Origin of the sequence: Microcoleus sp. F4-D5, from assembly GCF_036704885.1 — a bacterium.
GTDB lineage: Bacteria > Cyanobacteriota > Cyanobacteriia > Cyanobacteriales > Microcoleaceae > Microcoleus.
In genome coordinates this window covers 107,478-133,599 of the sequence record NZ_JAUBSX010000004.1, presented here as the reverse complement: position 1 = coordinate 133,599, position 26,122 = coordinate 107,478, and the positions used below count along the sequence as shown (strand labels likewise).

Genomic DNA, 26,122 nt, shown 5'->3' with positions numbered 1-26,122 from the left:
TTCCAATGCTAATAGATTTGATATGACTTATTGCTTCAAATCAATGGCAACAAAATTTCAAATTCAGTACCCGTACCGGGCGTAGAATGCAAATTCAACTTGCCTTTATGCTTTTCCGTAACAATTTGATGGGTAATTGCCAACCCCAAACCGGTACCTTTCCCCGCAGGTTTAGTGGTGAAAAATGTCTCAAAAATCCGCCGCTGAATTTCTGGAGGAATTCCCGGCCCGTTATCGGCAATTCTGATGGCTATCCAAGCGTTATTTTGATTTTTTTCGCCTGCTTCTGGGCTGAAGTCGCCGTTTTGGCTGGCGGATGATAGCTGTTTTGCATTTTGTCGTAGCTTGCGGGGCGGGACGCCATCGCCCCTAACATAATTTTGAATTAATTCCGAATTCACGCAGTCTCCGTCAGAACTGTCTATTACCTCGGTTTCAATAGTAATCGCAGGCATAAAATCTTTTTCTGCTTTTACCTCTTCCAAAGCGTCGATCGCATTGCTGACGATATTCATAAATACCTGGCTCAACTGACCAGAGTAACACTTGACCAAAGGCAAATCACCATAGTTTTTAACTACTTCAATTCCGTACTTGAGACGGTTTTTCATAATTAGCAGCGTACAGTCAATACATTCGTGGATGTTAGCTTGTTTCAAGTGGGTTTCGTCCATGTGAGAAAAGGTGTGCAGGCTGGTAACGAGTTCGGTCAGCCTCTGTGATGAAACTTTCATACTTTTGAGAATTTCTACCCAATCTTCTTGCAAGAAATCAAATTCTATGTGTTTTTTGAGTTGGTCAATTTTTTCGCTGTCACCGACAATGTGTTCGTAAGCAGACAGCAACTCCATGAGGTCTTTCGAGTAGTTGGACAAAAAGCCGAGATTTCCGCTGATGCAGGTGACGGGATTTCTAACTTCGTGGGCGACTCCAGCTACAATCTGTCCCAAACTCGCTAGTTTTTCTGTTTGAATTAGTTGAGATTGAGTTTGCTGCCTCAGCAATTTTGTTGCTAGTTCGTGAATGTTGGATTGGGCTACTAACAGTTCGTGCACGTCTACCAAAGTATAAGTTTGAGGCGACACTTGCACCACAATCGGTTCGTAAAGCAGTTCTTTCGATCGCAACAGCGACTTCCTGGCTGCATCCACAATTAAAGTATTGCTGGGAAAAATTAAACTCTCTGTTTCGGCAAAGCGGTACAAAGCCCTCACTGGTCGCTTTAAAAATAATTCTCGCCCAAAAGGACGGCTGATAAATTCTAAAAATCTCCGGCGGGAAATCATGCCGGCAAATTCACCTTGATGGGTCACAATGACTCCCGGTAACAGCGGATTAGCTTCTAACATCTGAGAAATTCGCATTCCCCAATCCGTAGCTTCTACCTGAAAATCGTAAAGCGACAATTGTTGGAGAGTAGAGTCTAAACAAAGTTCTCCGATGGAAGCCTGGGACATAGCTTGGGCTGGTCTTTCTACGCAAGAGGTATTTAGCATAAATTCATCATCACGCTTTTTTGGGGTTCTATTTGCCAGCAGACATTCAGCTACCAAAGGTCAGCGGGTAAGTTGCTGAGTGCTTTGACGGGCATCCTCCTGGCAAGCTGCATTTTAAATTACACAAAAAACTGACTGTAGTAAATAAAATTTTACCACTTAAAGTATTAGGCAAGATTGAGTATCACCGAGATAAATGCGCCCTGGTAATTATACCTGACTTTATTTTATACTGAATTGAGCGGTATTAACGTTTGGTTCGACTATTTAACTATTCATTAACCTTAAGTTATCGTCTTAACTTTTTGTTAATAAATTATTGTACTGAGAAATATAATTGTTTGACAATAGAGAAAAATCGGAATTGCCCGATCGCCCACGACGCTATGCACCCCGTCAGCAGACAAGTTAAAGGCAGAAATTCGGGGGGTCGCTTCCCTGAGTTTTAGCTAGCTAAGCGCGATGGCCCGGAGTACTCGCCCGTGCTAAGGCATTTGAGGCGATTTCATCCCATCTCCCCGATCCGGTACTCGCAACCCCCCGTAACGGTCAGCCAGCGGCACACTCGCCAGTGCGTTCCTTATAGGTTTGTAGTGAAGACTTTAGTCATCGCTACAAACCTATTTTATAGCGATCGTTATATAAAACAGTAAACCTCGCCCGCAATCGGCAAAATCTGCCTTAGCAGTTGTTCTACAATCAACCATTGTTAACCGCAATATCCATCAAATCTGCGACGGTTGGCAGAGTCAATCGATTTGAGATTTTATATTTGAGATTTTATATTTGAGATTTTATATTTGAGATTTGAAGCATTGACCCCACGGATCGAGTCGGGGGGCAAGTTTCATCGGATACAGGTTTTTTATTTCTGGACGGATGAATGCGGGGGCTTGTATCCTGGATAATTTCGGTCAATTATTGATTGGCTGTACGAGGCGGATATGAATAATTCAATCAAATTCAAACAAGTTTAACCAGTCCAAATAATTGAAGGCATCAGCCTTGATTAAATTAGAAGGTCTACAAATTCCCGCACAAAAAAGAAAAAAAAATTAACGGGATCTTAACTTAGTGCTATGCTTTGGTATGATCTACACGGAGTTCTACCAAAGACGTATAACTAAATAGCAATCTACCAGTAGGTGATCGATGCAACCCGGCCTAACGAATCAGTTAAACAATGCTTTTACCCTTTTTCTCAGCTTGTTAGTAGAGGCAATACCTTTTCTGCTGCTCGGAGTTTTATTTTCAGGTTTGCTGCTGGGATTTGTAGACGAACGCAAACTCGTATCGCGCATCCCGCGAAACCCTCTGCTGGGGGCTTTGATGGGCAGTTCGATCGGCTTTTTGTTTCCCGTGTGCGAGTGCGGTAACGTGCCCGTAGCCCGCAGGTTACTGATGCAGGGAGTACCCGCACCAGCGGCGATCGGCTTTTTGCTTGCGGCCCCCACCATCAACCCCGTGGTAATTTGGGCAACTTGGACGGCATTTCGCGATCAGCCAGAAATTGTAGTTTTGCGGGTGATATTTTCTCTGTCTATAGCGACAATTATCGGCTGGGTGTTCAGCGCCCAAAAAGACTTGCGGCCTCTGCTGCAAACCTCTGTAGCCCGCGCGATTCCCCTGCCAAAACCAGAGTTTTCCGAAAAAGAATTCGTCCCAGCCAACACTCCGCTGCTGTTGCAGTCGGGAACATTTATGCTCGGTCAGCCGGGGGGGGCGGTGCCGATCGAATCTATGCTACAAGACGACTGGAAGCCATTACCAACAGGCAAAACAGAAAAAACCTCAAAACGTTCCTCCATGTTCCACCGCGTTTCTAAAGAGCGTTTGCGCCTGCTTTTAAACACGATGGTACAGGAGTTGCGCGAATTGGGAGGAGTGTTGGTAATCGGAAGTGCGATCGCAGCCATCATTCAAGTTGGCGCACCCCGCGAACTAATTCTCAACCTCGGCCAAGGCCCCGTTTCCTCAATTCTCGCCATGCTGCTATTAGCCGCTGTCGTATCGATTTGTTCTACAGTAGATGCCTTTTTTGCCCTGTCTTTTGCTTCCACATTTACCAGCGGTTCGCTGTTAGCCTTTCTCGTTTTCGGCCCGATGATAGACCTCAAAGGTATCGGTTTAATGCTGTCAATTTTTAAAGGTCGAGCCGTAGTTTACTTAATTGTCTTGGCAGCTCAGTTAACCTTTTTAATGACTCTCGCTGTCAACTTGCATTTAGGTTAATAAATTAGCTCAAATAGACAACTAACGATAGATTCCCCATTCCCCATTCTCAATGACTCTCTTAAAAAATGAATCTTAAAAAAATTAGCCCCTGGCTGGACGCCCTAGCTATCTTAGCGTGGGGAATACTGCTCCTCAAATATTGGATCGCGGGCAAATTAAGCATTCTCATTCACCCCAATTACTTTGGCTTGACTGTAGCCGGAGGAATCGGCTTAATGGTTATTGGCGGGTTAAAAACTTGGGAACTCGTAAAACTCGATCGCACCGCAAAGAAATCGCGGACATCAGCAGCAAATAACTCTCCCAGAATCGCAGAAGTTGAACACGTTACTTTGTTTCCCCCCAGTATCGGCAGCACCTTAATGTTGAGCGTCGCATTAATCGGTTTACTAACAACGCCACGCACATTTACCAGCCAGACAGCTTTAGAACGAGGCCTCACCGAATCCCTGCCAATCACCAGACTGCAACCACAAGAATTTCGCAATACTACAAAACCAGAAAAGCGATCGCTCGTTGAATGGGTGCGGCTGTTAAATTTTAATCCCGAACCCGATATATACAGAGGTCAAAAAATCAAAGTTCAAGGATTTGTAATTCACCCCCCCAACATAACAGAACAATATCTGTGGATCGGGCGTTTTATCATTACCTGCTGCGCGGCCGACGCCTATCCAATCGGGTTGCCAGTAAAATTACCGATCGGTCAAAGCCGCACTGCCTTTGTCCCAGACAGTTGGCTAGAAATAGAAGGAGAAACGATCGTAGAAGAACTGCAAGGCAAGCGCAAATTAATCATTCAAGCATCCTCCCTCAAACCAATTCCCGAACCAAAAAACCCTTATGATTATTAGATGTGGAGCAAGTAGGAGATTCAATTTTTCCTTGATTGCGAGATCGAGACTCCAGACCCGTCCTCCGCATACAAATTAAGATACTGTACAGTCAGCTATAAAAGTTGCAGCAGTATCCTGTAGGAGTTGCCAATAGCAAATTCAGCCACTACACTCATAATTAGGAAATAAATTCTAACTATATGTCATCAGAAAAAAAATTAGCTATCAAAGGTGCTATCTGGACGATAGCCAGCTATGGAAGCAGTCAAATTATCCGATTCGGTAGCAACCTAATCCTGACGCGCCTGCTTTTGCCCGAACTATTTGGTCTAGTAGGTCTAACCTACGTTTTTATAACAGGGATCAACTTATTTACAGACATAGGTTTGGCCCCAAGTATCATCCAGAACAAACGGGGGGAAGATCCTCAATTTCTCAACACCGCTTGGACACTGCAAGTTATTCGCAGCTTTTTCATTTGGATTTTTTTGATTGTAATTACCCAGCCAGTTGCTAGTTTTTATCGAGAGCCCCGTCTCCTGTGGTTGATTCCAGTAATAGGTATAAATTCCCTAATAGGAGGGTTTAAATCCACAGCCACATCCAGCCTAGAACGCAAAATGGCAGTGAAGGAAGTAGTAATTTTTGAGTTGGGCATACAGATTGTTTCTACTATAGTAATGATTGTCTGGGCCTGGTTCGATCGCAGCATCTCGGCCATCATCGCCGGCGGCTTGACTGGAGCTGTAATGGAGTTAGTATGGAGCCATTTTTTGATTCCCGGCAAGTCAAACCGCTTTGCTTGGGATAAAGAAGCAGCTAAAGAAATATTTTCTTATGGCAAATGGATATTTTTGTCTACGGCTTTGTTTTTCTTGTGTTCTCAAACCGACAGACTCATCCTCGGGAAAATATTTACTTTAACACTGTTGGGCATTTACGGCATCGCTTTTACTCTCGGCGATATGCCGCGCCAAGTCATCATCGCCATTAGCGGCAGGGTGATTTTTCCCTCGATTTCTATGCTGGCCGAGTTGCCGCGACAGGAGTTGCGCGCGAAGATACTCAAGAACCGCAAGCTAATTCTAATACCGTTAGCCGTAGGTTTAGCAATTTTTGTTGCCTTTGGAGACCAGTTAATTTTAATACTGTACAGGGAAGAGTATTGGGCTGCATCTTGGATGATGCCAATCTTGGCTTTAGGTATCTGGCACACCACTCTCCACAATATGATGGCTTCTTGTCTGTTAGGCGTAGGAAAGTCTCAGTACGCAGCTATGGGCAATCTGCTGACTTTTGTGAATCTATGTATAAGTATTCCGCTGGGATACCACTTAAAAGGTAATTTAGGTGCCGTGATTGCTGTAGCTCTCGGCGACCTTCCTACCTATGCAGTAACTAACTACGGTTTGTGGAAAGAAGGACTAACTTGTTTTTTGCAGGATATTCAATTAACCGGGCTATTTTTAGGGGTACTGGCAACTCTACTTTGGTGTAGAGTGGCTTTTGATTTTGGTCTGCCAATCGATAAAATATCACCCATGGATTTAATTCCAATCAATACACTGTTTCAATAAACAAAAAGGAGATTGTCTATATGTCAAGTAAAAAAATACCAGAAGAAAAGTAATGCACTTGATCTTTTTACAAATGGCTCTGTTACAAGAAATATCGCGAGTGACCGCGAGGTATACTAAACTGATGTTTTTTTATCAAGAAAATCGCATTATAGATTTCTTCGTCAAGGATTAGTGGAAGGTATCTCAGCTAAGCAGTCGTCATGATTATTGGTAGGATGAGTAGAGCGCAAGAGTTACCCGTCAACCTGTGAAAGAATTGGCGACTTGAAATTTGAGATGGGATTAAAAATCTTAAATCTCAAACATTCCTGGATGCAACTGGCAAAATGGTAGGGTGCTGTACGATCGTCAAAACCTCTCTCGTTCGAGCAATTTTTACCTCTGAGGCACCCTACAAGCTAAAATCTCAAATTTCACATCTTAAATCGGTGGAGGCTGTTGGACGTTCAGCAGACTCTACCGATTTAAGCTAGTGATTTTAATTCAGTCCTGGACGCACCACAACTTTCAGAAACCGGGTTTTTTACCAAAAGACGCATTGCAGTCCTTTTCTGCGGTAAAAAAAACGGGTTCTTCGGGTCGGGAGTGCCTCCAGGACTGTAAAATTTAATAGGGAAAATTTGGTAGTTAATTTTCAGCAGAAGTAGGAGAGAAAGATTTGTGAGTATTTTTAACAAAAAAATTAATCCTTCACCCTTAGCTATTCTGCCATTCAAACAGCCGATCGACCGCACGGCGATCGCCCTCATGCTAGTGCTGAGCTTCTTAATCGGGCTGCTGCTGCTGAGCGGCGATGGCACAGCACCCCGAGTACGAGAATTCACCTGGGAAAACAAACAAATCGGCGCCCAAGATACCGGCTTTATCCTCACCTTCTTTCGACCGATGAACCAGTCCAGCGTCGAGGAAAACTTAAAGCTAGAACCCCCCCTCCCCGGTAAATTTAGTTGGGCTGGAAGGCGCATGGCTTACACCCTCAAAGATCCAGCACCCTACGGCGTTACCTACACTGTAAAACTCGCCGGAGCAACCGACAAGTATTTCGGAGAAAACAACCAATATAAAGGAACGCCAATTCAACCGTTTAGCAGTTCCTTTCGCAGCCGCGATCGAGCTTTTGCTTACATCGGCGTCCAAGGGGAAACAGAAAGCAGATTAATGCTCGTAAATCTCACCAGCAGCGACTCAAAACCGATACCGCTGACTCCCAAAGATTTAGTCGTTACCGATTTTAAACCGTATCCCGACAGCGATCGCATTTTATTCTCAGCCACAGATCGATCGATCGCCCGCAGTGGCGGCACCCTAAATCAAGAACTATTTACCGTCACAACCGGTCTCAACCCTCAATCTCCAGGAGTAAAATCCCAGCCGCCCCAGCCAGCAGGTAGGCTGGACAAACTATTAGATGCCAAAGATTACCAAAACCTCAAATTCGACCTCTCAGCCGACGGAAAAATCATAGTTATCCAGCGCGTCAACCGCCGCAATCCCGGCGATTTCAGTCCTTGGATTTTGGAAGAAAAATTGCCTCCCCGACCCTTGGAAAATCAACAAGGTGGAGATTTTCTGATTCGCCCCGACAGCAAATCGATGGTAATATCTCAAAAACAAGGATTAGCGATCGTCCCCCTCAAACCAGAAGCAGACCCAGTAGAATTTTTGCCAAAATACGAACAAGTATTGGGCATGGCCCGCGACAACTCCGCCGCCGCATATGTTAAATACAACAGCGACTTTACTCGATCGCTTTTCATCTTAGACAACCAAGGTGCAGAACAAGAAATATTGCGAATTCCCGGCAGCATTATCGGCGTTTATTTTGACCCCCGCAAAGACAAAGACAACCAAGTTCAGCGTCTCTACTGTTTGTTAACCCAACGCCTCACCACAGAAACCTACAAAGAACAACCTTTCATCGCCGCCATCGACCTTAAAAAAGACGGCACTCGTTTGGTAGGAACCATCAAACCGCTGCTGGTTTTGCCCAACCAATTAGATACCCAAATCAGTTTATCTCCCGACGGGCTGGCATTAATTTTCGACCAATCAGTCACAGCAGCAAAACCCTCAGCGGCAGACAGTCCCCGCAACTCGGGCGGACAGTCGATCGCCACCAGCCGCCTCTGGCTGCTACCCTTAGTAGAAATACCCACAGACGGTTCTCCCGCAAAACTGCAGCCAGAAGAACTTCCCTTTGCCGGCTATCACCCCCGCTGGCTACCATAAATCAATTTGAGATTTGAGATCGCACTGCTGACTAATGACTGGTGACTAATCTAAAATCTAAAATCTAAAATCATCATGACTCCAGAAGAAATTAGCAATACCCTTAAAGACTTATTTGGTGACAGTGTTGAGATGCCTGCTGCGACTTCTTGGCAAGTAGAAACCCCCAAATTTCGCCTGTTAGTCCTCCTTTCAGAAGACGGCACTTGGCTGCGGATTTTGCTGCCGATCGCCGATGCCCAGGAAGCTCAACCATTTTTCGATAAACTGCTAGAAGCTAACTTTGACACCACCCTCGAAACTCGCTACGCCATACATCAAAACGTTTTGTGGGCAGTATTTCAGCACAGTTGTGCCACACTCGCCGTCGCCGATTTCTCGGCCGCCATCGCCAGACTGCTGGCTTTGCAAGACCGAGGTTTGTCCGACTTTTTCGGCGGTTTGATAGAAAGCCGCATCCGTCAAATTATCAAAGCTGCGAAGATGCAGGGACAGTCTGTCGAAACTACCCTTCAGACTTTAGACCGTTTCTACGCAGAGGGATTGATGGGCGAAATGGAACTCGGGCGAGAGTCTCGCGAACAGACTCTCGCCGCTTGGCGGTATCAGCTAGAACGTCTCTGGCCGGAGGTGGAACCCTAAGACGATTTGAGATGTGAGATTGGAGATTGCAGATTGCAGATTGCAAAAAACTGACGACCATCGAGGTTGGGAAGTTGCCTAAAGCTGCATTTCTTTTGAGTCGTATAGCAAGCGCGCCCGACGGTTAAGACGTTTTTAACGACCCAAACTCTTGCCGAAAATTGTTTCTTCCTTCTCTGGCGACGATAACTAAAGCCTTCCATCCGTTACATCGGCCGTTGCGAATCCGTTGCCGAACTTCCTTCTGCTGTACAATCTGCTGATTTTTGCCTCCGCGCCAGTCTTGACCAAGAATTTCAAAGGTGGTACCCGCCACGTGATTTATCTCGTGCAAGTCAATCCTTGCATCTAAAATCTAAAATCCTTGCATCCCCCGAATTTATCTCGCGCAAGTCAATCCTTGCATCTAAAATCTAAAATCTAAAATCGAATGACCGTTCGGGCCTCAAGTCACTTCGACCATCGCCAATCCGGGCCGTCGAACCCTCGAACCAGGCCCGTATATTCACTGAAACCCGCGAGGTCTTCTCCAATTCCCTTCTAACACCAGAAAAATGGTATAATAGATTACAAAAATCCCCGATCAATGTTAAAAATTTTCCCCAAACAGGCGATCGCAGGGTATATGATGGTAAAAAGTTTACAGCGGGTGCTCCGTAAGTTCCACAAAAGCTTAGATCGTTTAACATTGATTTAGAAACAAAATTTTTAGGAGACAATGCTAGTGCGATCGGGTTTTCCGATCGGGTGCTGTTGTAATTTAACAAATTAGCAACTACCCGTTAGCAATTACCCGTTACCAATTAATAGCAACTTAAGTTATCCATCAATACAACATTTAACAGGGGTTTCATCTATGTTTGCTGTGCGTGAGACTAGCTCGGAGTTATCAGTGTTGCATATACCTGAGATTTGTACTTGGAATATCTCCTTAGAATCAACTCTCCTAGACCTGCCACTCTACACCTGCCAAATTGAATTAACTCAACAGGCAAAAGAAGTAGCCCAGGCTTTTGAAGGAAATTCCATGCTGCCCGGCGTCATTTTGACCGATCGGGGTAATTTTGTCGGCATAATATCCAGGCGGCAATTTTTTGAAAAAATTAACCGTCGCTACGGATTAGAAATGTTTTTCAAGCGACCGATAGAGGTATTGTACAGGTTTTCCAAACAAGATCTGCTAGTGGTTCCCGGCAGTAAATTAATAGTAGAAGCAGCTCAGGAATCTCTTTACAGGTCAGCAGAATTAGTTTACGAACCCGTAGTAGTGGAAATAGCACCCCAGATCTACAAACTGTTAGACGTACACCAATTAATGGTCGCTCAATCAAGAATTCACCAATTAACAAATAAGTTGCTCCAAAAACAAACCCAAGCAAAACTCATCCAAACAGAAAAAATGGCGAGTTTGGGGAGGATTGTAGCCGAAGTAGCCCACGAAATTAGAAATCCGCTGAACTGTATTTGGGGAAATTTGACTTTTCTGCTTTCCTATTTTGAACACTTGCTTCAGCTAATGTCGGTTTATGAAGAAGAATATTCAGAACCTTGTCCCCGAATAGATGCCTTCAAAGAAGAAATTGAATTTGATTTTTTACAAGAAGATTTGCCTGTCACCTTAGAAGGGATGGAGTTGGGAGCCTCGCAATTGCTAAAAATAGTTAACGGGCTGCACCACTTTTCTCACATGGACGAGACCAAGCCAGTGGAGACAGACATTCACGAATGCGTGGAGATGACGCTGTTAATTTTGAAAAACCGCTTTAAAAATAGCATAGAAGTTGTAAAAAATTACGGCGAACTGCCGCTAGTTAGCGGCTACTCAGGTCAGTTGAGTCAGGTTTTTTTGAATTTGTTAGTTAACGCTCTAGACGCCCTGACAGAGTACGCAGCCGATCGAGAAATAAAAACCCAGTGCCTGGACAACTGGCAGCCCCAAATCAAAATTACCACTAAAGTCGTAGAAACCGAAGACGGCACGCGGGCTGCAATTTGGATTGCCGATAACGGGCCCGGCATTCCCCCAGAAAATCACCAGCACATATTTGACACCTTTTTTACCACTAAACCAGCAGGTAAAGGCAGCGGTATGGGGCTGGCTATCTGCCATCAAATCGTCACAGAAAAACACGGCGGCAAACTTTCATTGCGATCGCAACCCGGTAAAAACACCGAATTTGAAATTCTCCTACCAATAGTTCCCAAAACATGATTCACTCAAAAATATTTTCGGCTGTTGGCTCCTGCGGTGAAATCATAGGCTAGCTTAGTAGTACGCGATCGTTTCACTTTCTCAGCGTTTCGGCAACTAAAAGTTCCAGTGGCACATAAATTCAGTTCCAAACTCCTTGGCCCTTCACTCTCCGAAGGCAGCCATCAAGACCTTTCCCTAGAGTCTACTCTCTGGGATTTGCCCCTGTATGACTTTCAGGTTAAATCGAGCTGCTTGGCGATCGCAGTTGCCGAAATTTTTGAACAGCATCCCCTAGTGCCGGGAGTCGTCTTGATGGAAGGAGGAGAGTTTGCCGGCATGATATCCCGCAGGCAACTGCTGGAATATTTGCTCAAACCTCAAGGCCCCGAGCTATTTTTGCACCTCCCGCTGAAAGTTTTCTACAGTTATGCTCGCGTCGAAATATTATTAGTTCCAGAGAGTACAACCATTTTGGCAGCAGCTCCACAAGCTCTGCGTCGATCGCCCGAATTGCAGTCAGAACCAATCGTAGTCCAAATAGACTCCCAATCTTACCGCCTCTTAGACCCTCACGCGCTAAACATCGCCTACTGGCAAATTCGCGGCATCGAAACTCAAGTCCGCTACGAAAGAGCCCAAACTCAAATGATTCAAAGCGAAAAAATGGCTAGTTTAGGGCGTTTAGTCAACGGAGTAGCCCACGAAATTTTAGATCCGGTAGGCTTTATCTGGGGGAATTTAACCTACGTAAGCGACTACAGCAAAAACTTGATGGAGTTGCTCTCAGTTTACGACGCATACTGTACCGAACCCCCGCCGGAAATAGCACGGCTCAAGGAAGAGATCGACTATGACTTTTTGCAAAGCGATTTCCTCCGAACTGTTGCCAGCATCAAATCGGGAGCCGAACGTTTGAGCAAGTTGGCCACCAGTTTGCAAAACTTCTGCCACATCGACGATATTTATCCCAAACCCAGCGACTTGCACGCCAACATAGACAGCATACTTTTGCTGCTCAAAAGTCGTTTGACCAGGGAAATCAAAGTAGTGAAAAACTACGGCTACCTGCCACCAGTGCCGTGCTATGCAGGACAACTAAACCAAGTATTTATGAATATCTTGACCAATGCTATTCATACATTAATTAACGAAGCCGTCGGTCAAGAATTGGCGAAAGAGTTTAAAGGTGGAGGACTCAGAGACTTCGATCGCCAGCCTCAAATTGAAATCACAACTAAAGTCTGCTGTCCCGAACCTGCGAGCGATTTAGACAAACTTCATGTTCGCTGGGTTTCGATTTGCATATCAGATAACGGGCCAGGAATGTCACCTAGCAAGTACAAAAAAATCATAGAATCATTCTCTACCGAAAAACGCGCCCTCAAAGAAACCAGTTTAGCAGTTAGCTATCAAATCGTGACTGGCAAACACGGCGGTGCATTCAGAATGCGATCGGAATTAGGCAGCGGCACTGAATTTGAAATTTTGTTACCCTTAGCTTAAAAAAGTCAACACTCAACACTCAACACTCAACCATTATTTAACTGAGTGCCGCACATTTTACAAAATCTAGCATTAGCATCGTGTACAGACCAACCGCAACCTTTACAAACAGCTTCTACTTGATTGGCACTTTTAACTAATTGTTTAATCAAATCCCCCAATTGCCAAGGAATCAGAGCAATTCCCGTCAAAATCATCAAAATAGTCAGAAAACGACCGGATTCTGAAATCGGAGTAACATCGCCAAATCCCACAGTCGTCATCGTGACAACCGAGAAATAAACAGCATCCAAAAAAGTACCAAAATTTTCGGGATTTGTCGGATGTTCGACTTGATAAATCAAACCAGAATAAACAAAAATTATTGCCAGCAAAGTAAACAAAATCCGAGCAAAAATCGCCCCATCTTCGCTGCTGATGCGGAAAATAGAAATTTTCAATTCCAGAAAGCGGACGAGTCGGAGAATTCTAAACCAGCGAAAAATTCGGATAAAACTAACGTTGACAAATCCCAGTAAAAATGGTAATATTGCCAGCAAATCAATAATAGAAAAAAAACTAAAAATAAATTTTACTCGATTTTCGGCACACCACAGCCGCAATAAATACTCAACTGCAAAAATAATTAAAAGAACAGTATCGAGAGTTTGGAAATTAATTCTAACAGATTCCGAAATCGGGTAAGTTTCGGCGATGAAGCTGGCGGAAGATAAAAGAATGAGTCCGGTAAGAGTTAAATTGACGGTTCTGCCAATGGGGGTTTCGATATCTTCGAGATAAAATCCAATTTGCGATCGGGTTAACATAGATGAGAGAATTAATACCATTTATGAGGTAAGGAAATTATCGCATATGAGTATCGAATTAACTAAGGGTGAAAGGTTCAATCTTTCTAAAGAAACTCCTAATTTTAGTAAAATTGCGATCGCCCTGGGTTGGGAAGTCAGCCAGACAGCACAAAACTGCGACATTGACGCATCTGTTTTTATGTTAGCGGCGGACGGTCGCATTCCCGAGGAAAAGTATTTTGTATTTTACAACAATCTGACATCGCCGGACGGTGCGGTGCGACATTCGGGAGACAGCAGGAATGGAAAAATTGAGGGAGATGATGAGACTGTTTATCTGGATTTGAGTAAAATAAATTCGGCGATTCAGGAAATTGTGTTTGTGGTGACTATTCACGAGGGACAGGAAAAGAATCAAAGTTTTAGTCAAGTTACAAATGCTTTTATTAGACTTTACAATTCAGATAATCTTACCGAATTGGTTCGGTACAATTTAAATCAGATTTTTTCTCAAGAAACGGCTTTAGAATTTGGACGCTTGTATAAGAAGAATGGCGAATGGAGGTTTCAAGCGGTAGGACAGGGATATAATGCTGGGTTGCAAAGTTTTGTAGATAAGTATTATGTTGAGAATGCGACCCTGAAAAGCTCGAATGCTGGTGAGAAGGTTGATGATGCTGAGGTTGTGAGGCGGTTTAGCGATCGGGTCGATCGGTTATTGCGCGAAGAGGCGATCGAGGAGACACCGATTCCAGCATCTACCGAAGCGGTAGAACAGCCTGCTGCTACTCCTGTAAATGCGGATACTACGGAATCTGATGCTGACCAAATAACTGATGATTCTAGTCAAAAAAGTCAAGAAGCCGCTGTTACTGCTGAGGAATTTTGGAAACGGTATGAAGACGGAGAACGCGACTTTACAGGGATTAACCTAGCGGGAGTCAATCTAAGTGGCAAAACTCTCGACTCTAATGTCAGTCTAAGTCAAGCAAACCTGAGCAGTGCCAATCTAGCGAATGCCAACTTGACTAGGGTAAATTTGATTGGATCTAACTTGCAAGAGGCAAATTTGAACTCAACAAACTTGCAAAGCGCTGATTTGATAGAAGTTAATTTAAGGGGAGCTAACTTAACCAAGACAATCTTGTATGATGCAAGATTAATTCAGGCTAATTTGAGTCAAGCCAACTTAAGCGAAGCAAAGTTGGATCGGGCCAATTTGACTGTAGCAAACCTCACTAGAGCTAACTTAACTCAAGCAAGTCTAGGTGGCGCTAACTTAACAGGAGCCGACTTGAGTCAAGCGAAGGTAACTAAAGTCAACCTTCAGGGTGCAACCCTCAGTGGCGTAAACTTAACAGGGGTAAGTTTGACTGGGGTAAACCTTCAAGGAGTTAACCTTAGTGGCATGAATTTGAGTGGGGTAAATTTGACTGGCACAAATCTAAGTTATGCAAACCTCAGTGGTGTTAACTTAAGTAGCGTTAACTTAAGTGGGGCAAATTTGACTGGAGCAAACTTGGATGGTGCTAACCTCACAGGGGTAAATTTGATTGGGGTAAACTTACAGAGCGTTAATCTGAGCGGGCAAAACTTGAGTGGGTTTAATCTCTCTGGGGTTAACCTACATGGAGGAAACTTAAGTGAAGCAGACTTAACTTCTGGCAACTTGTGTGGTGCAAATTTGAGCTATGCAAACTTAGAAAAAACTAACCTCAAAAAAGCTAATATGGTTGGAGCAAATCTGGACAATGCAAAACTCGCAGGCGCAATTATGCCAGATGGCACAATTCACGAATAAATTCGATCGCCAATATTAAAAAGCAAGGTGGGCAATGTATTGGTGTGAATTTAACCGAAAGTCCGCCAGGGAATGAATTCCAGGGGGCTTTTAGCAAAAGTCCTCGCTATGAGGACTAATGAGTTCTTCAGTCCTCATAGCGAGGACTTTTGCTATGAGGCAGGGGTTTAAACCCCTGCCGGACTGAGGGAAATATCGTTAAATTGACACCAATGGTGTTCATCGCCCTCCATACAAATAGAGTATGATTACTGTGAAATATCAAATACATAGATTTTCGATGAATAAATCTACCACGGAAATTATAGAATCTACCCTCAGATGGATGACGGATTTTGTGGAGTTACCGCATCCAGTTTTCAGCGATTTACCGATTTGTCCCTTCACTAAAAAAGCACGCTTGGCCAATCAAATTTTATTCAAAATCGAGCGGTTTTCAGCGCTGACTGAGTTTAATGGAGATTCTGCTATCATGAAATCAATTTATGAATTTTACAATTCTGAATTTGAAATAATGGTAGTAATTCATCCAGAAAAAACAGAAATTAGTGCGCCACAAACTAAAGAATTGACAGACAAACTGAACGATCGGATTTCAGAGTTGGGCTTGCTGGCTTTTCACGCTCATCCCGAAGAAGATTTTAATATTGACGGGCTTCATACTAGGAGGATGCCGTATCCGGGCTTCACCGTTCAAGTAAATTCTAAGCTGAAGCCAGCTTCCGATGCTTTAGAGAAAACTGAATATTACAAAAATTGGACGGCCGCACAACTAAAATATTTCGGGCTTCCGAGAAATTGACGATCGCCCGCCCTCCCCGCGCATCTCCCAGCCATTACAATTAATTCAGCAAAAAATCTTTACACATAAGAACTCATGCAGCTTAAGTCAACAACCCGCCATATTCGTATATACACCGCCATCCTCGAAGATAACGAACTCGTACCCAGCAACGACCTTTTGACCCTCGACATTGACCCAGATAACGAACTTAACTGGAACGACGAGTCAGTCAAACAGGTATATGCCAAATTCGACCAACTCGTAGACGCTTACGAGGGCGAAGATTTGACCGAGTACAACCTCCGCCGCATCGGTTCGGAGTTGGAGCACTTGGTACGATCGCTCCTCCAAAAAGGCCAAATCAGCTACAATCTCAACGGCCGGGCTGTTAACTACAGCATGGGATTGCCTCAAGTTGATTCCAAAGTTCACCTGTAAGGGCGATCGGGCGATCGGCATTTGTGTCAACTTAAGATTGAAACCCATCATAAATGTCGCTTGTAGCTGAGTTTCGATCCCCCCTAGCCCCCCTCTTAATTAAGGGGGGACAAGAGTGTTCTATTTCCTCTCCCGTCTTCCGGGGAATTGAGAAGGTTCTGGACTTCGATACCAACGAAAGGTTCAGAGGGGGAAAATCGGGAGAATCTAGAAAATCGGGTTTTATTCTTCTTCCTGCTTATTTCTGACTTCTGACTCCTGATTCCCTGACTCCTGACTCGTGGCTTCTTCGTTCTTTTTACCCTGAGCGACTTGTGATGAGCCTAGCCTCTCGCCCTGACGGTAGCCGAAGGGAAAGGAGTCCAAGGGCCTTCCTCCTTCTTGCTCATCCCCCGCATCCCCCGCATCCCCTTTATCAACCGCCGCAAAATTAGTAGGATGGCGATCGCGCTCCAAAAACTGTTTGACTGCTATTTGGCGGTTAGTCATAAACTGACCCCAAGCGCCGGGAAACAGCCCATCCAAGGTTTCCACGAGCGCCCAAACCTCCAGATTCATCATTTTGTAGTAATGACCGTGAGAATGCTTAATCCTAGTCAGCATTTCGTCTACCTCAACTCCAGGCAGCAGCTTCGGATCGGACAAATTCTTAGGAAAGGCGCTGGACTCATGTGGGGGCATGGTTAAAAACTCAACAGCTTGCAGAGGCCGGTCAGTCGATTTTAGATTTGAGATTTTAGATTGACTCCACAGATGAATCTGCGGGCTGGCACTAATATCTAATTTTTTTGCTCTCCACGACTCGTGTCGGGGGCTGACATCCGTCAGTAGATGTTAGAGGTTAGATTGTAAATTGTAGATTGACTCCACAGATGAACCTGGGGGCTTGTATCCGTCTTTGGGTAAGGTTAAATTTAACTTCTATTGCGAAACTAGGGTACGAGGCACGGATCGCCTTGCGCGAGAAAACCGAGAATTGATATTTATTTATACCTACTGGCTGAGGTGATTTCTACGTACCTGCATCCTACCATTATAGTTAGTCTAAAATCTCTATTCGCTCTCAAGCGGCGATTTCTTCGGAAATGGCCACTATCATGAATATGCTGAAAACAAGGTGCTTTCAAGCCGAGGACTTCGGCGTCGCGCGATCGTCTAACCCTGAAAGCTCATCGCAAGATTCATCCGGCCGTCAACAAAATGGTAAACTGTTTGTGTCAGTACAAGACATTAAAACCTACCCCTGGACTGGGGGAAAGTCACGCCTAAAACATTGTCAGGAGATATCACTCCGCACACAAGAGTGCAAACGTTGTGAGCCTAGGAACCTGAAAAATCAGGATATTAGGACGGCGAAGTCTTAAGAATCCCCGTCTGTTGAGAAAGCGGGGGTGTCAAATAATCGCCACGTATCAACCCGTCGAGGTTCAAGCGCTAAAATAGTTCAGATCAGCACGCTTGCCCAAAGGCGTCAGGAACCCTTATGCAAAACTCTGTGGCAAAACACTACTTATGGGCTTTAGGTGAAGGGATCAAAGGGTGTAGGCCAGGCGATCTGATCGCTGGTCGCTACTTGGTCAAGCGCGATCGACTTCTTGTCGATACTCAACCCGAACAGTTGCCGGAACTGCCCGAAGAGATTCCGAGTGTTGTCACTCCTTATCTGAGACTGTTTGCCTATCAATTACACGTACCTCAAGTATACGGGCTGGTATCCTCGCAAACGAGCAAGCTCTCGGGAGATATCTGGCTGCTGGAAAACGGACCGATTTTGAAGGTGACGGAATCTTTAATGCCGGAATTGGCCGACTCCTGGAAAGGGGCCGCGGCGATGCGCCAGCTCAATTGGCTGTGGCAAATTGCCCAGTTGTGGCAGCCTTGTATCGCTCAGGGCGTGGCTTCGACGCTGCTGACTCCGGAACTGCTGCGGGTGGAAGGGCAATTGGTGCGGTTTCTGGAACTGCAGCCCGATCGCAAACCGCCTAATTTGTCGCAGTTGGGCAAATTGTGGCAGCAGTGGCTCGAAGATGCTCACCCGGCGATCGCCAATTTTTTGAGGCAACTTTGCCAGCAAATGGTTGCCGGTCAAGTGCGCCACGGCGAACAACTGATGGGCCAGTTGGATAAAGCTTTGGCAAAGTGCGGCAGATATTACGATCGTCACGTTGAGATTGCCACCGGCACAGATGTGGGCAGATCCCGGGCTCACAACGAAGATGCTTGCTATCCGCCCAGCGGTACGGTGTGGGGAGGAAATCCCGGATCGGAAGCTTGCGCGATCGTCTGCGACGGTATCGGCGGACAAGACGGCGGCGAAGTCGCTTCCGAAGAAGCGATTGCTGTGCTGCGCGATAAGTTGCAGCAAATGCCCCTGCATCAAGCCAATTGGGACCCGCTGAGCCTGACTTCCAAGCTGGAACGGGCAGCTTGTGCTGCTAACGACAAGATAGCCGGTCGCAACGACAGCGAACACCGCCAAGGCCGCCAGCGGATGGGAACTACGCTAGTTATGGCTTTAGCCCACATACACGAACTATACGTCGCCCACGTCGGAGACAGTCGGGCTTACTGGATTACCCGCACAGGCTGCTATCAAGTTACTCTCGACGACGATGTAGCTTGCCGCGAGGTGCGTTTGGGCTACTCCCTCTACCGGGATGCTTTGGAACAAGTGGCCGCCGGAGCTCTGATTCAAGCTTTGGGCATTACTTCCTCCAACAGTCTGCACCCGACTGTGCAGCGTTTTCCGGTGGATGATGATTGCGTTTTGCTGCTGTGTTCCGACGGTTTGAGCGATAAAGACCGGGTTGAGGAATGTTGGGAAGCAGAGATTTTGCCAATTCTCGACGGTACTGTTGATGTGGCGAAGGCGCGCGATCGGCTGATCGAGATTGCTAATACTAGAAACGGTCACGATAACGTCACTGTTGCTTTAATTCACTGTCACGCACATTTGAGGGACGAAGGCAATACTTTTACAGAATTGTCTGTCGCACCTTTAGATACGCCTCCGGAACCAACGATCGACACCGACGATTTGCCAACCGATTTGACCGGTAACACAGCCTTTGGCGATCCTGATTCTGCAGGGAAAACGGAGTTGGTACCGCCACCGGACAAAGGCAAAAGCCGATTGTCGCTGCTGCTGAAAATTTTATTTTTATTAGGCTTGGGGGGTGTATTTGCTTATTTTTTCATCCCTCCGGTGGGTCGGGCGATCGATACTGCCGGGGAGTCGATTTTCGGGAAACGCGGTTTAGTTAATCCTGCCAGCAGGCGGGAGAAAACAGTTGAATCTGTACCTTCTCCGGTAAAATCTTTAGAAACAGGCTCGTTTATAGAGATTAAAAGTTCTGCGGCTGGGCAATTGGGAAAAGAGGGCGATCGCTTGGATTTGCGAGTCGCAATTGGTGAGTTGACGGTCAAAGGAACAGTCCCTGCCGGCAGCGTTTTGCAGGTAACAAACAAACAGCTTACGCCTCAAGGCAATTGGCTGGAATTGAAAGTTTGCTCGATTCCTGAAATAGTGCGGTCGAACTCTCCCAAACCCCAGTCAAATAAAGATTTTTCTAGTGTTTCAAAACCCGCCATCAATCCATCTCCGGCTGTGACAACTCCCACTCCCTCGCCTTCCCCGGCAGTTAAGCCAACTGTTGATGCAGTAGCAATCGCCAAGCTGCAAGCGGGGGAAATTGGATGGATTCAAGAACGAGATGCCATTTCTAAAGTAGCGTCGAACCCGACTCCCAACCCAAATCAACAGGGGAAATGCGTTGTTAATTCTGACTAAAATCTCAATGCTAATTAAACTGTTAAGGCTTGAGTATGTTGAGCAAGTTTGATCTAATTCAGTAGAAATAAAAATGCCGATTTCTAAACAAAACTAAGATTAACTGGTAACATCGCCGATCGAGTAGCTGGCTTAATTTTAGATTTGATATTGGGAATTTAATACTTGCCAATATCAAATCTAAAAAGCTTTCAAAATTTCTAACCTAATTTCTTAGATACTTCTGCAAGTTTAGTCACCATTTGAGATACGGCTTTGTCAACGGCCTCGCTTAAAAGTGAGTCTTCATTGCTACTGCTGGAATTGCCACCAATACCCCTGACGGAAATATTAGAAGCGCTTTGATCCGCTTCTCCTACTGCTTTGGCAGTGGCAAGAATATCTCCGGAAGCTGTACCGATTAACCGCACGTCTATTTGAACGGTAGCTTTGGTTTTTTGCGAACCGCCGCCGATTCCCATGAAACTACCGCCGCCGGATTGTTTGTCGATATTAAACTTGGTAATGGTGCCGATGAGTACGGCGTCAACTCCTAACTGCTTGCCAATTTCTGCTGCTGTGCCGGCATCCATCGCACCGCTGCGATTTTGCTGTTTGAGCACTTGTTCGAGTTTGCTACGATCGACTACTGTATACGTGCCGTTGTTGACGAGTTCGTTGATTAGCAGTTCGCTGATGCCTTTGGCTGCGCCGACTCCCCTGTAGGAAGTGTAATAGCTGTTGGTGGTGCCGTAGTCGAAGTCCATGACTACGAGGCGTTTTTTGGCAGTTGCTTGGGCGAGTTGGGTTGCGGGTTCGGTAATGGCTGGTGTGGCGGTCGCATTGACTGAAACGCCTGCTAGCATTAGCGTAGCGAGGGAAATGCCGGTTAAGCGAGATAGGGTGGTTGTTTTCATAAAGCTTACCTCACAGTTGTTTTGTGCCGACTCTAGGATACTTTACGGAACAGTCCGATGTCAGGGTTGGGCGTGAGGAGGTTGGAAGTGGTGATTTCTAGTCTTTTTTGACTTTCAACAGGCTTAATTTTTGTTAATGAACCGCAGAGGACGCAGAGGACGCAGAGAAAGAAAGGAAGAGTTTAATCCAGGTTCCAATCCTTAAAATAGGGATTTAGGGGTTTTCCTGCCAAAAAATCTCATAACCTCTGTACTGTAACGGTGGCAACAACCGCACAGCCATCCAAAATTGCTCTTACGCCCCAGATTCCATAAAACCCATCAACCAATTAGCCATCGTCGCCCTGCGAGTCTGTCTGGGGCCAAATTCCCCAATTTTATAGCCTTTAAACCCCAATTTTTCCTTCAGCAACTGCTTGTTTTCTGGAGGAGTCGATCGAGTCAATTTGACCGTTGCCGGCCTAGAATCGATAAAATCCGGCGGTTCCGGGTACTCTTGGCGCCACTCGGGTGCCACACCTGCACTGTTCCACTTGCCAGTCTCCGCATCCCAGCGGTAGCCCAGATACTGCCAAACTAATCGGTTGACGGCAGCATCGTCTATCTCTTCGTTGAGGATAGCCCAAATAGTTTCGTTGTTGAGCGGTGGTAATTCAGACATCAGCGCGATCGAATCGGAAACAAAAAAAGTTTAACTTACATTAGGTAACATTATCAGAAACGGGCTCTCCGGCCCGTTCCACAAAAAATCATAGGAATTTGTTTGTGGGGTGGACACGTGAGTCCGCCCAAAATGCCACCCCCCAAAAAATTAATTATTCAAAATTCCGTCTTTCTCGGCCATCGACAGGATTAAGTCAATCACGCGGTTAGAATAACCCCACTCGTTGTCGTACCAAGAAACGACTTTGAAAAACTTAGAATTCAGTTCAATTCCCGCACCTGCATCGAAAATGCTCGATCGCGCGTCGCCCTGAAAATCCGTCGAAACTACCGCATCTTCAGTATACCCGAGAATGCCTTTGAGTTCGCCTTCAGAGGCTTTTTTCATAGCTTCACAAATTTCTTTGTAGCTAGTTTCCTTCGCCGTTTTGAAAGTAAGGTCAACTACAGACACGTCTGGAGTTGGCACGCGCAAAGCCATTCCCGTCAATTTTCCTTTCAATTCTGGCAACACCAAAGTAACAGCTTTCGCCGCACCGGTCGAAGATGGAATAATATTTTGAGCCGCACCGCGTCCTCCCCGCCAATCTTTTTGGCTGGGCCCGTCTACAGTTGGTTGAGTAGCTGTCATCGCGTGAACTGTAGTCATTAAACCTTCTTCTAAACCGAAGTTATCGTTAATTACTTTAGCAATTGGTGCTAAACAATTCGTCGTACAGCTAGCATTAGAAACAACAGTATCTTTGGCAGTGTCAAATTTGTGGTGGTTGACGCCTACTAGAAAAGTAGGAACTTTTTCCGGGTCTTTTGTTGGTGCTGAAAGTATTACTCGTTTTGCTCCCGCCGTCAAGTGTTTTGATGCGCCTGCCAAATCTGTAAACAATCCGGTAGATTCTACAACATAATCTGCACTCGTTTTACCCCAAGGCAATTCTGCCGGATTTCTAATCGAGGTGCAGGGTATAAAATGTCCGTCAATGACAATGCCGTCTGGTTTGCTTTCCACTTCGCCGTCGTAAATGCCGTGGGTGGAGTCGTATTTGAAAAGATAAGCCAGGTTTTCTGGCGAAACCAAGTCATTAATGCCGACAAATTCGATGTTGGGGTTTTTGATGCCGGCACGCATCACTAGCCGTCCGATGCGACCAAATCCGTTGATGCCAACTTTTAGGGTAGCCATGATTTAAACTCCTCTTGAAAATATCTCTGTTCGATCGGGCGTTAGCGAAGCCCTCGAAGAGGATCGCCTGTTGTGGCTTAGAATTTACCACGTTAACAGATTTTTTTAACTGATTCTTTTCTATCTCTTAAGAATTCTGAATTCGGAGGTGGCGAAGGGTAATTAATCCTGAAATGACCGCTGGCTAATGGTTGATGGCTGATGATTGTAAACTTGTAAAAGTGCTACAATAGACAGAGATTATTTTCAAAATAGCCTTTTTTCAATCATGCTAAAGTAATAACAAAAAACTTATACAAAAACCAAAATGGATTGGTATTCTCACCAGTGGTGGCTGAGGATAGTCTCATATTTGTCAAAATACTTCTTCTGGCTGCTTCCTTCTTGCTGTTTCCTTCTGCCTCGCAGTGTCGGGTCTCAAAACTCCAATTTGTAGCTGGGATGCAAAAGTGAGATCCTCGCGGTGGCTGTCGCGGCACAAAGCCCAGGATTAAAGTCGCAGATACACGCAAGGACACGGAAATGCCGTGTCCCTACTTTCGTCCTAGCTGAGAGGACTGAATAACCAAGTCACTCATCACTAATCAATAATCACTCATCACTCATCACTCAGCTTTCTACCCGACGCACCTAGTAATTAGCAATTCCACCGCATCAGAAATAAAACACGACCCACCAAATTTATTGAGCACGGGTCTAATGTTTTCTGCAACTGCTGAAACTTGAGCTGGCGAACAAAAAGCCAGCACGTAAACGTTATCCAGCATCGTCATTGATGAATTGCGGGAAACGTGATCCCTGGTGCTTTTTCCTGCGACATCACGTATCACCGAATAACCGGGGACGCCAGCTTTGTCTAAACCGTCTAAAATCTTGCCCAGTTCCACCGAGTGGGCGATGATTTCTACTCTTTTGACTGACTCCATTATCTCACCTCCAAAACATATTGATTCCGTATAGATATATGGGAATACCTACAATGATATTAAAGGGAAACGTCACTGCTAAGGCAGTTGAAATGTAAAGACTTGGATTCGCTTCGGGAACTGTTAGGCGCATGGCTGCTGGTACTGCGATATAAGAAGCACTCGCGCACAAGACGGCAAACAGCAAAGTGTCTCCCTGTGGCAGTCCGATTAATTTGGCTATTAGCAAAGCAATTAGTGCGTTGACTATGGGAATTACGATTGCAAAGCCGATCAGAAAAACTCCTGCTTCTTGCAAATCTTTAATTCTGCTGGCCGCAACCAGGCCCATGTCTAGCAAGAAAAAAGTCAAAACTCCGTAAAATAAGTCTTGAGTAAACGGACTCATAACTTGCCAACCGTGTTCTCCTGTTAGTATGCCCATAATTAGGCTGCCAATCAGCAGAAAAACTGAACTGTTTAGGAATGCTTCTTGCAACACTTCTGGCCAAACTATTTCGCGTTTTCCTTCTTCCCCGCCAAATATACTGACTAGAATGAGACCGACTATAATTGCCGGGGATTCCATTAATGCTAGCGCGGCTACCATGTAACCGTCAAACTCGATCCCCTGTGCTGTGAGGAATGAGGTTGCGGTGATAAATGTGACGGCGCTGATGGAACCGTAGGTGGCTGCGATCGCGGCGGCATTGTAGGAGTCGAGTTTGATCCTCAGTATGAAAAAAGTATAAATTGGTACTAAGATTGACATCAGCATCGCTGCAAAAATTGTCAGGGCGATTTGCTGGTCAATTCCGCTTTTGGAGAGTTCGACGCCGCCTTTAAATCCGATCGCGAACAGCAGGTACAGCGAAAACAGTTTGGGGATGGGCGCTGGAATTTCTAAATCAGATTTGAGAAAAATTGCCAGCATTCCCAGGAAAAAAGCCAATATTGGGGGATTTAAGATATTTGACGCTACTAAACTCAAATCCACGATCGTTCACTCCCATTTCTTGCGTTTTTAATATTACTTCCCCAGTAATTGTTGCACGAGAAGGGATCGATAGAGCGATCGAACTTTTAAAGCGAAAGCTCGACGGGGCTAAATACTGCCAAATAGGGCAAATACGCACGCTGCACACCCTACAACGAGTAAGGCGTGCACTTCGCACCCGCAGGTTAAGTATTTGGGTTTAACTAAGCAACAGCCAAATAAGACTCTAGGTCTTCGGAACCACCGATCAACTTGCCGTCGATAAATACTTGCGGCACAGTTGTAGCCCCAGTCATAGCCCGCAGCGAGCGAGTTGTGATCTCCCGGCCCAAGACGATTTCTTCATAATCCAAGCCATGTTTGCTCAGCAGTGCCTTAGCCTTAGCGCAGAAGGGACAGCCCATTTTTGTAAACAGCGAAACGACCTTCGGCTTGGCTGCTGCGGAGTTGATGTAGTTGAGCATCGTCTCGGCATCGGACACTTTGAAAGGGTCGCCCGGTTCATCAGGCTCAATAAACATTTTTTCAACCACGCCATCTTTTACCAGCATCGAATAACGCCAAGACCGCTTGCCAAAGCCTAAATCTGTTTTGTCTACCAGCATTCCCATGCCTTCAGTAAATTCACCGTTACCGTCGGGAATCAACGTCACATTGTCTGATTCTTGGTTTTTTGCCCACTCGTTCATCACAAAGGCGTCGTTGACGGAAATACAAACGATATCATCTACGCCGTTTTCTTTGAAAACTTTGGCTAATTCGTTGTAACCGGGGAGGTGCGTTGACGAACAAGTGGGCGTAAAAGCTCCAGGCAGCGAGAACACTACTACGGTTTTACCTGCAAATATATCATCGGTGGTGACATCGACCCACTGGTTGTCTTTGCGAGTGCGAAAGGTGACTTTGGGTACTCTTTGACCTTCTTGATTCGTCAGCATGAGTTTAAATTCTTAGGTACTTAGGTTTAATTCTTTTGCTTACTTTAGCGTACTCATAACGAGTATGAGTTGTCAAGGGGAGGCGGGTCTTTTTGCTGAGACTTGGGCGCGCGGGAGTCAAAAACCCCGGTTTATGCGCCCTATCATGCCCGGTAAGCCCGACTTCATCCGCGCCAGAGAGGCAATCAGGGACTCCCTCCGACCCAAGAAACCGGGTTTTTGCCCAA

21 protein-coding genes are annotated in these 26,122 nt (G+C 45.5%); 11 read left to right on the top strand and 10 right to left on the bottom strand.

Annotated elements, in window-relative coordinates; translation table 11 throughout:
• Positions 1-35 precede the first annotated feature (35 nt).
• Positions 36-1,496 carry a HAMP domain-containing sensor histidine kinase gene (locus QUA80_RS03615; RefSeq protein ID WP_333421486.1) on the bottom strand — a complete coding sequence of 487 codons (1,461 nt, stop codon included), beginning with the start codon at positions 1,494-1,496 and terminating at the stop codon, positions 36-38.
• A gap of 1,152 nt (positions 1,497-2,648) precedes the next feature.
• Here QUA80_RS03615 and QUA80_RS03610 point away from each other — a divergent pair.
• The 5 genes from QUA80_RS03610 (at position 2,649) to QUA80_RS03590 (ending at position 9,018) form a co-directional block, all read left to right on the top strand.
• Complete coding sequence (locus QUA80_RS03610) at positions 2,649-3,728, top strand: permease (protein WP_333421484.1); 1,080 nt, start codon at positions 2,649-2,651, stop codon at positions 3,726-3,728.
• 68 nt (positions 3,729-3,796) lie between these two features.
• Positions 3,797-4,585, top strand: coding sequence for a TIGR03943 family putative permease subunit (locus QUA80_RS03605; RefSeq protein ID WP_333421482.1), 789 nt, complete (start codon positions 3,797-3,799; stop codon positions 4,583-4,585).
• A gap of 182 nt (positions 4,586-4,767) precedes the next feature.
• Positions 4,768-6,144, top strand: a complete 1,377-nt coding sequence (locus QUA80_RS03600; RefSeq protein WP_333421480.1) for an oligosaccharide flippase family protein — start codon at positions 4,768-4,770, stop codon at positions 6,142-6,144.
• A 663-nt stretch (positions 6,145-6,807) separates the two neighbouring features.
• A complete protein-coding gene (locus tag QUA80_RS03595; protein WP_333421478.1) occupies positions 6,808-8,376 on the top strand; it encodes a hypothetical protein in 1,569 nt (522 codons plus the stop codon).
• 75 nt (positions 8,377-8,451) lie between these two features.
• Complete coding sequence (locus QUA80_RS03590) at positions 8,452-9,018, top strand: hypothetical protein (protein ID WP_333421476.1); 567 nt, start codon at positions 8,452-8,454, stop codon at positions 9,016-9,018.
• Between the two features lie 124 nt (positions 9,019-9,142).
• On the opposite strand, the gene QUA80_RS03585 is transcribed toward QUA80_RS03590, so the two are convergent.
• On the bottom strand, positions 9,143-9,334 hold the full coding sequence (locus tag QUA80_RS03585; protein WP_333421474.1) for a hypothetical protein: 192 nt from the start codon (positions 9,332-9,334) through the stop codon (positions 9,143-9,145).
• Between the two features lie 540 nt (positions 9,335-9,874).
• Here QUA80_RS03585 and QUA80_RS03580 point away from each other — a divergent pair.
• Positions 9,875-11,230, top strand: a complete 1,356-nt coding sequence (locus tag QUA80_RS03580; protein ID WP_445302197.1) for a sensor histidine kinase — start codon at positions 9,875-9,877, stop codon at positions 11,228-11,230.
• A 108-nt stretch (positions 11,231-11,338) separates the two neighbouring features.
• Entirely contained in the window at positions 11,339-12,715 is a 1,377-nt protein-coding gene (locus QUA80_RS03575) for a HAMP domain-containing sensor histidine kinase (RefSeq protein WP_333421470.1), read from the top strand.
• Between the two features lie 26 nt (positions 12,716-12,741).
• On the opposite strand, the gene QUA80_RS03570 is transcribed toward QUA80_RS03575, so the two are convergent.
• Entirely contained in the window at positions 12,742-13,542 is an 801-nt protein-coding gene (locus QUA80_RS03570; RefSeq protein WP_333421468.1) for an ion transporter, read from the bottom strand.
• Positions 13,543-13,567: 25 nt separating this feature from the next.
• On the opposite strand from QUA80_RS03570, the gene QUA80_RS03565 reads away from it, so the two are divergent.
• The 3 genes from QUA80_RS03565 (at position 13,568) to QUA80_RS03555 (ending at position 16,526) form a co-directional block, all read left to right on the top strand.
• Positions 13,568-15,304: a pentapeptide repeat-containing protein gene (locus QUA80_RS03565; protein WP_333421466.1), complete on the top strand. Its 1,737-nt coding sequence runs from the start codon at positions 13,568-13,570 to the stop codon at positions 15,302-15,304.
• A gap of 280 nt (positions 15,305-15,584) precedes the next feature.
• The gene (locus QUA80_RS03560) at positions 15,585-16,106 is read left to right on the top strand and encodes a hypothetical protein (RefSeq protein WP_333421464.1); all 522 of its coding nucleotides are present in this window, start codon (positions 15,585-15,587) and stop codon (positions 16,104-16,106) included.
• A gap of 75 nt (positions 16,107-16,181) precedes the next feature.
• Positions 16,182-16,526, top strand: a complete 345-nt coding sequence (locus QUA80_RS03555; protein WP_332954908.1) for an NAD(P)H-quinone oxidoreductase subunit M — start codon at positions 16,182-16,184, stop codon at positions 16,524-16,526.
• A 222-nt stretch (positions 16,527-16,748) separates the two neighbouring features.
• Here the strand turns inward: QUA80_RS03555 and QUA80_RS03550 are convergent, their stop codons facing one another.
• Positions 16,749-17,207: a hypothetical protein gene (locus tag QUA80_RS03550; RefSeq protein ID WP_333421462.1), complete on the bottom strand. Its 459-nt coding sequence runs from the start codon at positions 17,205-17,207 to the stop codon at positions 16,749-16,751.
• Positions 17,208-18,021: 814 nt separating this feature from the next.
• Here QUA80_RS03550 and QUA80_RS03545 point away from each other — a divergent pair.
• Positions 18,022-20,316 (top strand): protein phosphatase 2C domain-containing protein, encoded by a 2,295-nt coding sequence (locus QUA80_RS03545; protein ID WP_333421460.1) that lies wholly within the window; start codon positions 18,022-18,024, stop codon positions 20,314-20,316.
• Between the two features lie 200 nt (positions 20,317-20,516).
• On the opposite strand, the gene QUA80_RS03540 is transcribed toward QUA80_RS03545, so the two are convergent.
• The 6 genes from QUA80_RS03540 to QUA80_RS03515 all read right to left on the bottom strand — a co-directional run bounded on the left by QUA80_RS03540 (position 20,517) and on the right by QUA80_RS03515 (position 25,895).
• Positions 20,517-21,212: an LPS assembly lipoprotein LptE gene (locus QUA80_RS03540; protein ID WP_333421458.1), complete on the bottom strand. Its 696-nt coding sequence runs from the start codon at positions 21,210-21,212 to the stop codon at positions 20,517-20,519.
• 295 nt (positions 21,213-21,507) lie between these two features.
• Entirely contained in the window at positions 21,508-21,873 is a 366-nt protein-coding gene (locus tag QUA80_RS03535; RefSeq protein ID WP_333349679.1) for a DUF1823 family protein, read from the bottom strand.
• Between the two features lie 150 nt (positions 21,874-22,023).
• Complete coding sequence (gene gap, locus QUA80_RS03530) at positions 22,024-23,055, bottom strand: type I glyceraldehyde-3-phosphate dehydrogenase (protein ID WP_333421456.1); 1,032 nt, start codon at positions 23,053-23,055, stop codon at positions 22,024-22,026.
• A gap of 617 nt (positions 23,056-23,672) precedes the next feature.
• Entirely contained in the window at positions 23,673-23,981 is a 309-nt protein-coding gene (locus QUA80_RS03525) for a P-II family nitrogen regulator (RefSeq protein ID WP_333421454.1), read from the bottom strand.
• 4 nt (positions 23,982-23,985) lie between these two features.
• Entirely contained in the window at positions 23,986-24,957 is a 972-nt protein-coding gene (locus QUA80_RS03520) for a sodium-dependent bicarbonate transport family permease (RefSeq protein ID WP_333421452.1), read from the bottom strand.
• A gap of 203 nt (positions 24,958-25,160) precedes the next feature.
• Positions 25,161-25,895 (bottom strand): glutathione peroxidase, encoded by a 735-nt coding sequence (locus QUA80_RS03515; RefSeq protein WP_333421450.1) that lies wholly within the window; start codon positions 25,893-25,895, stop codon positions 25,161-25,163.
• Positions 25,896-26,122: the final 227 nt, after the last annotated feature.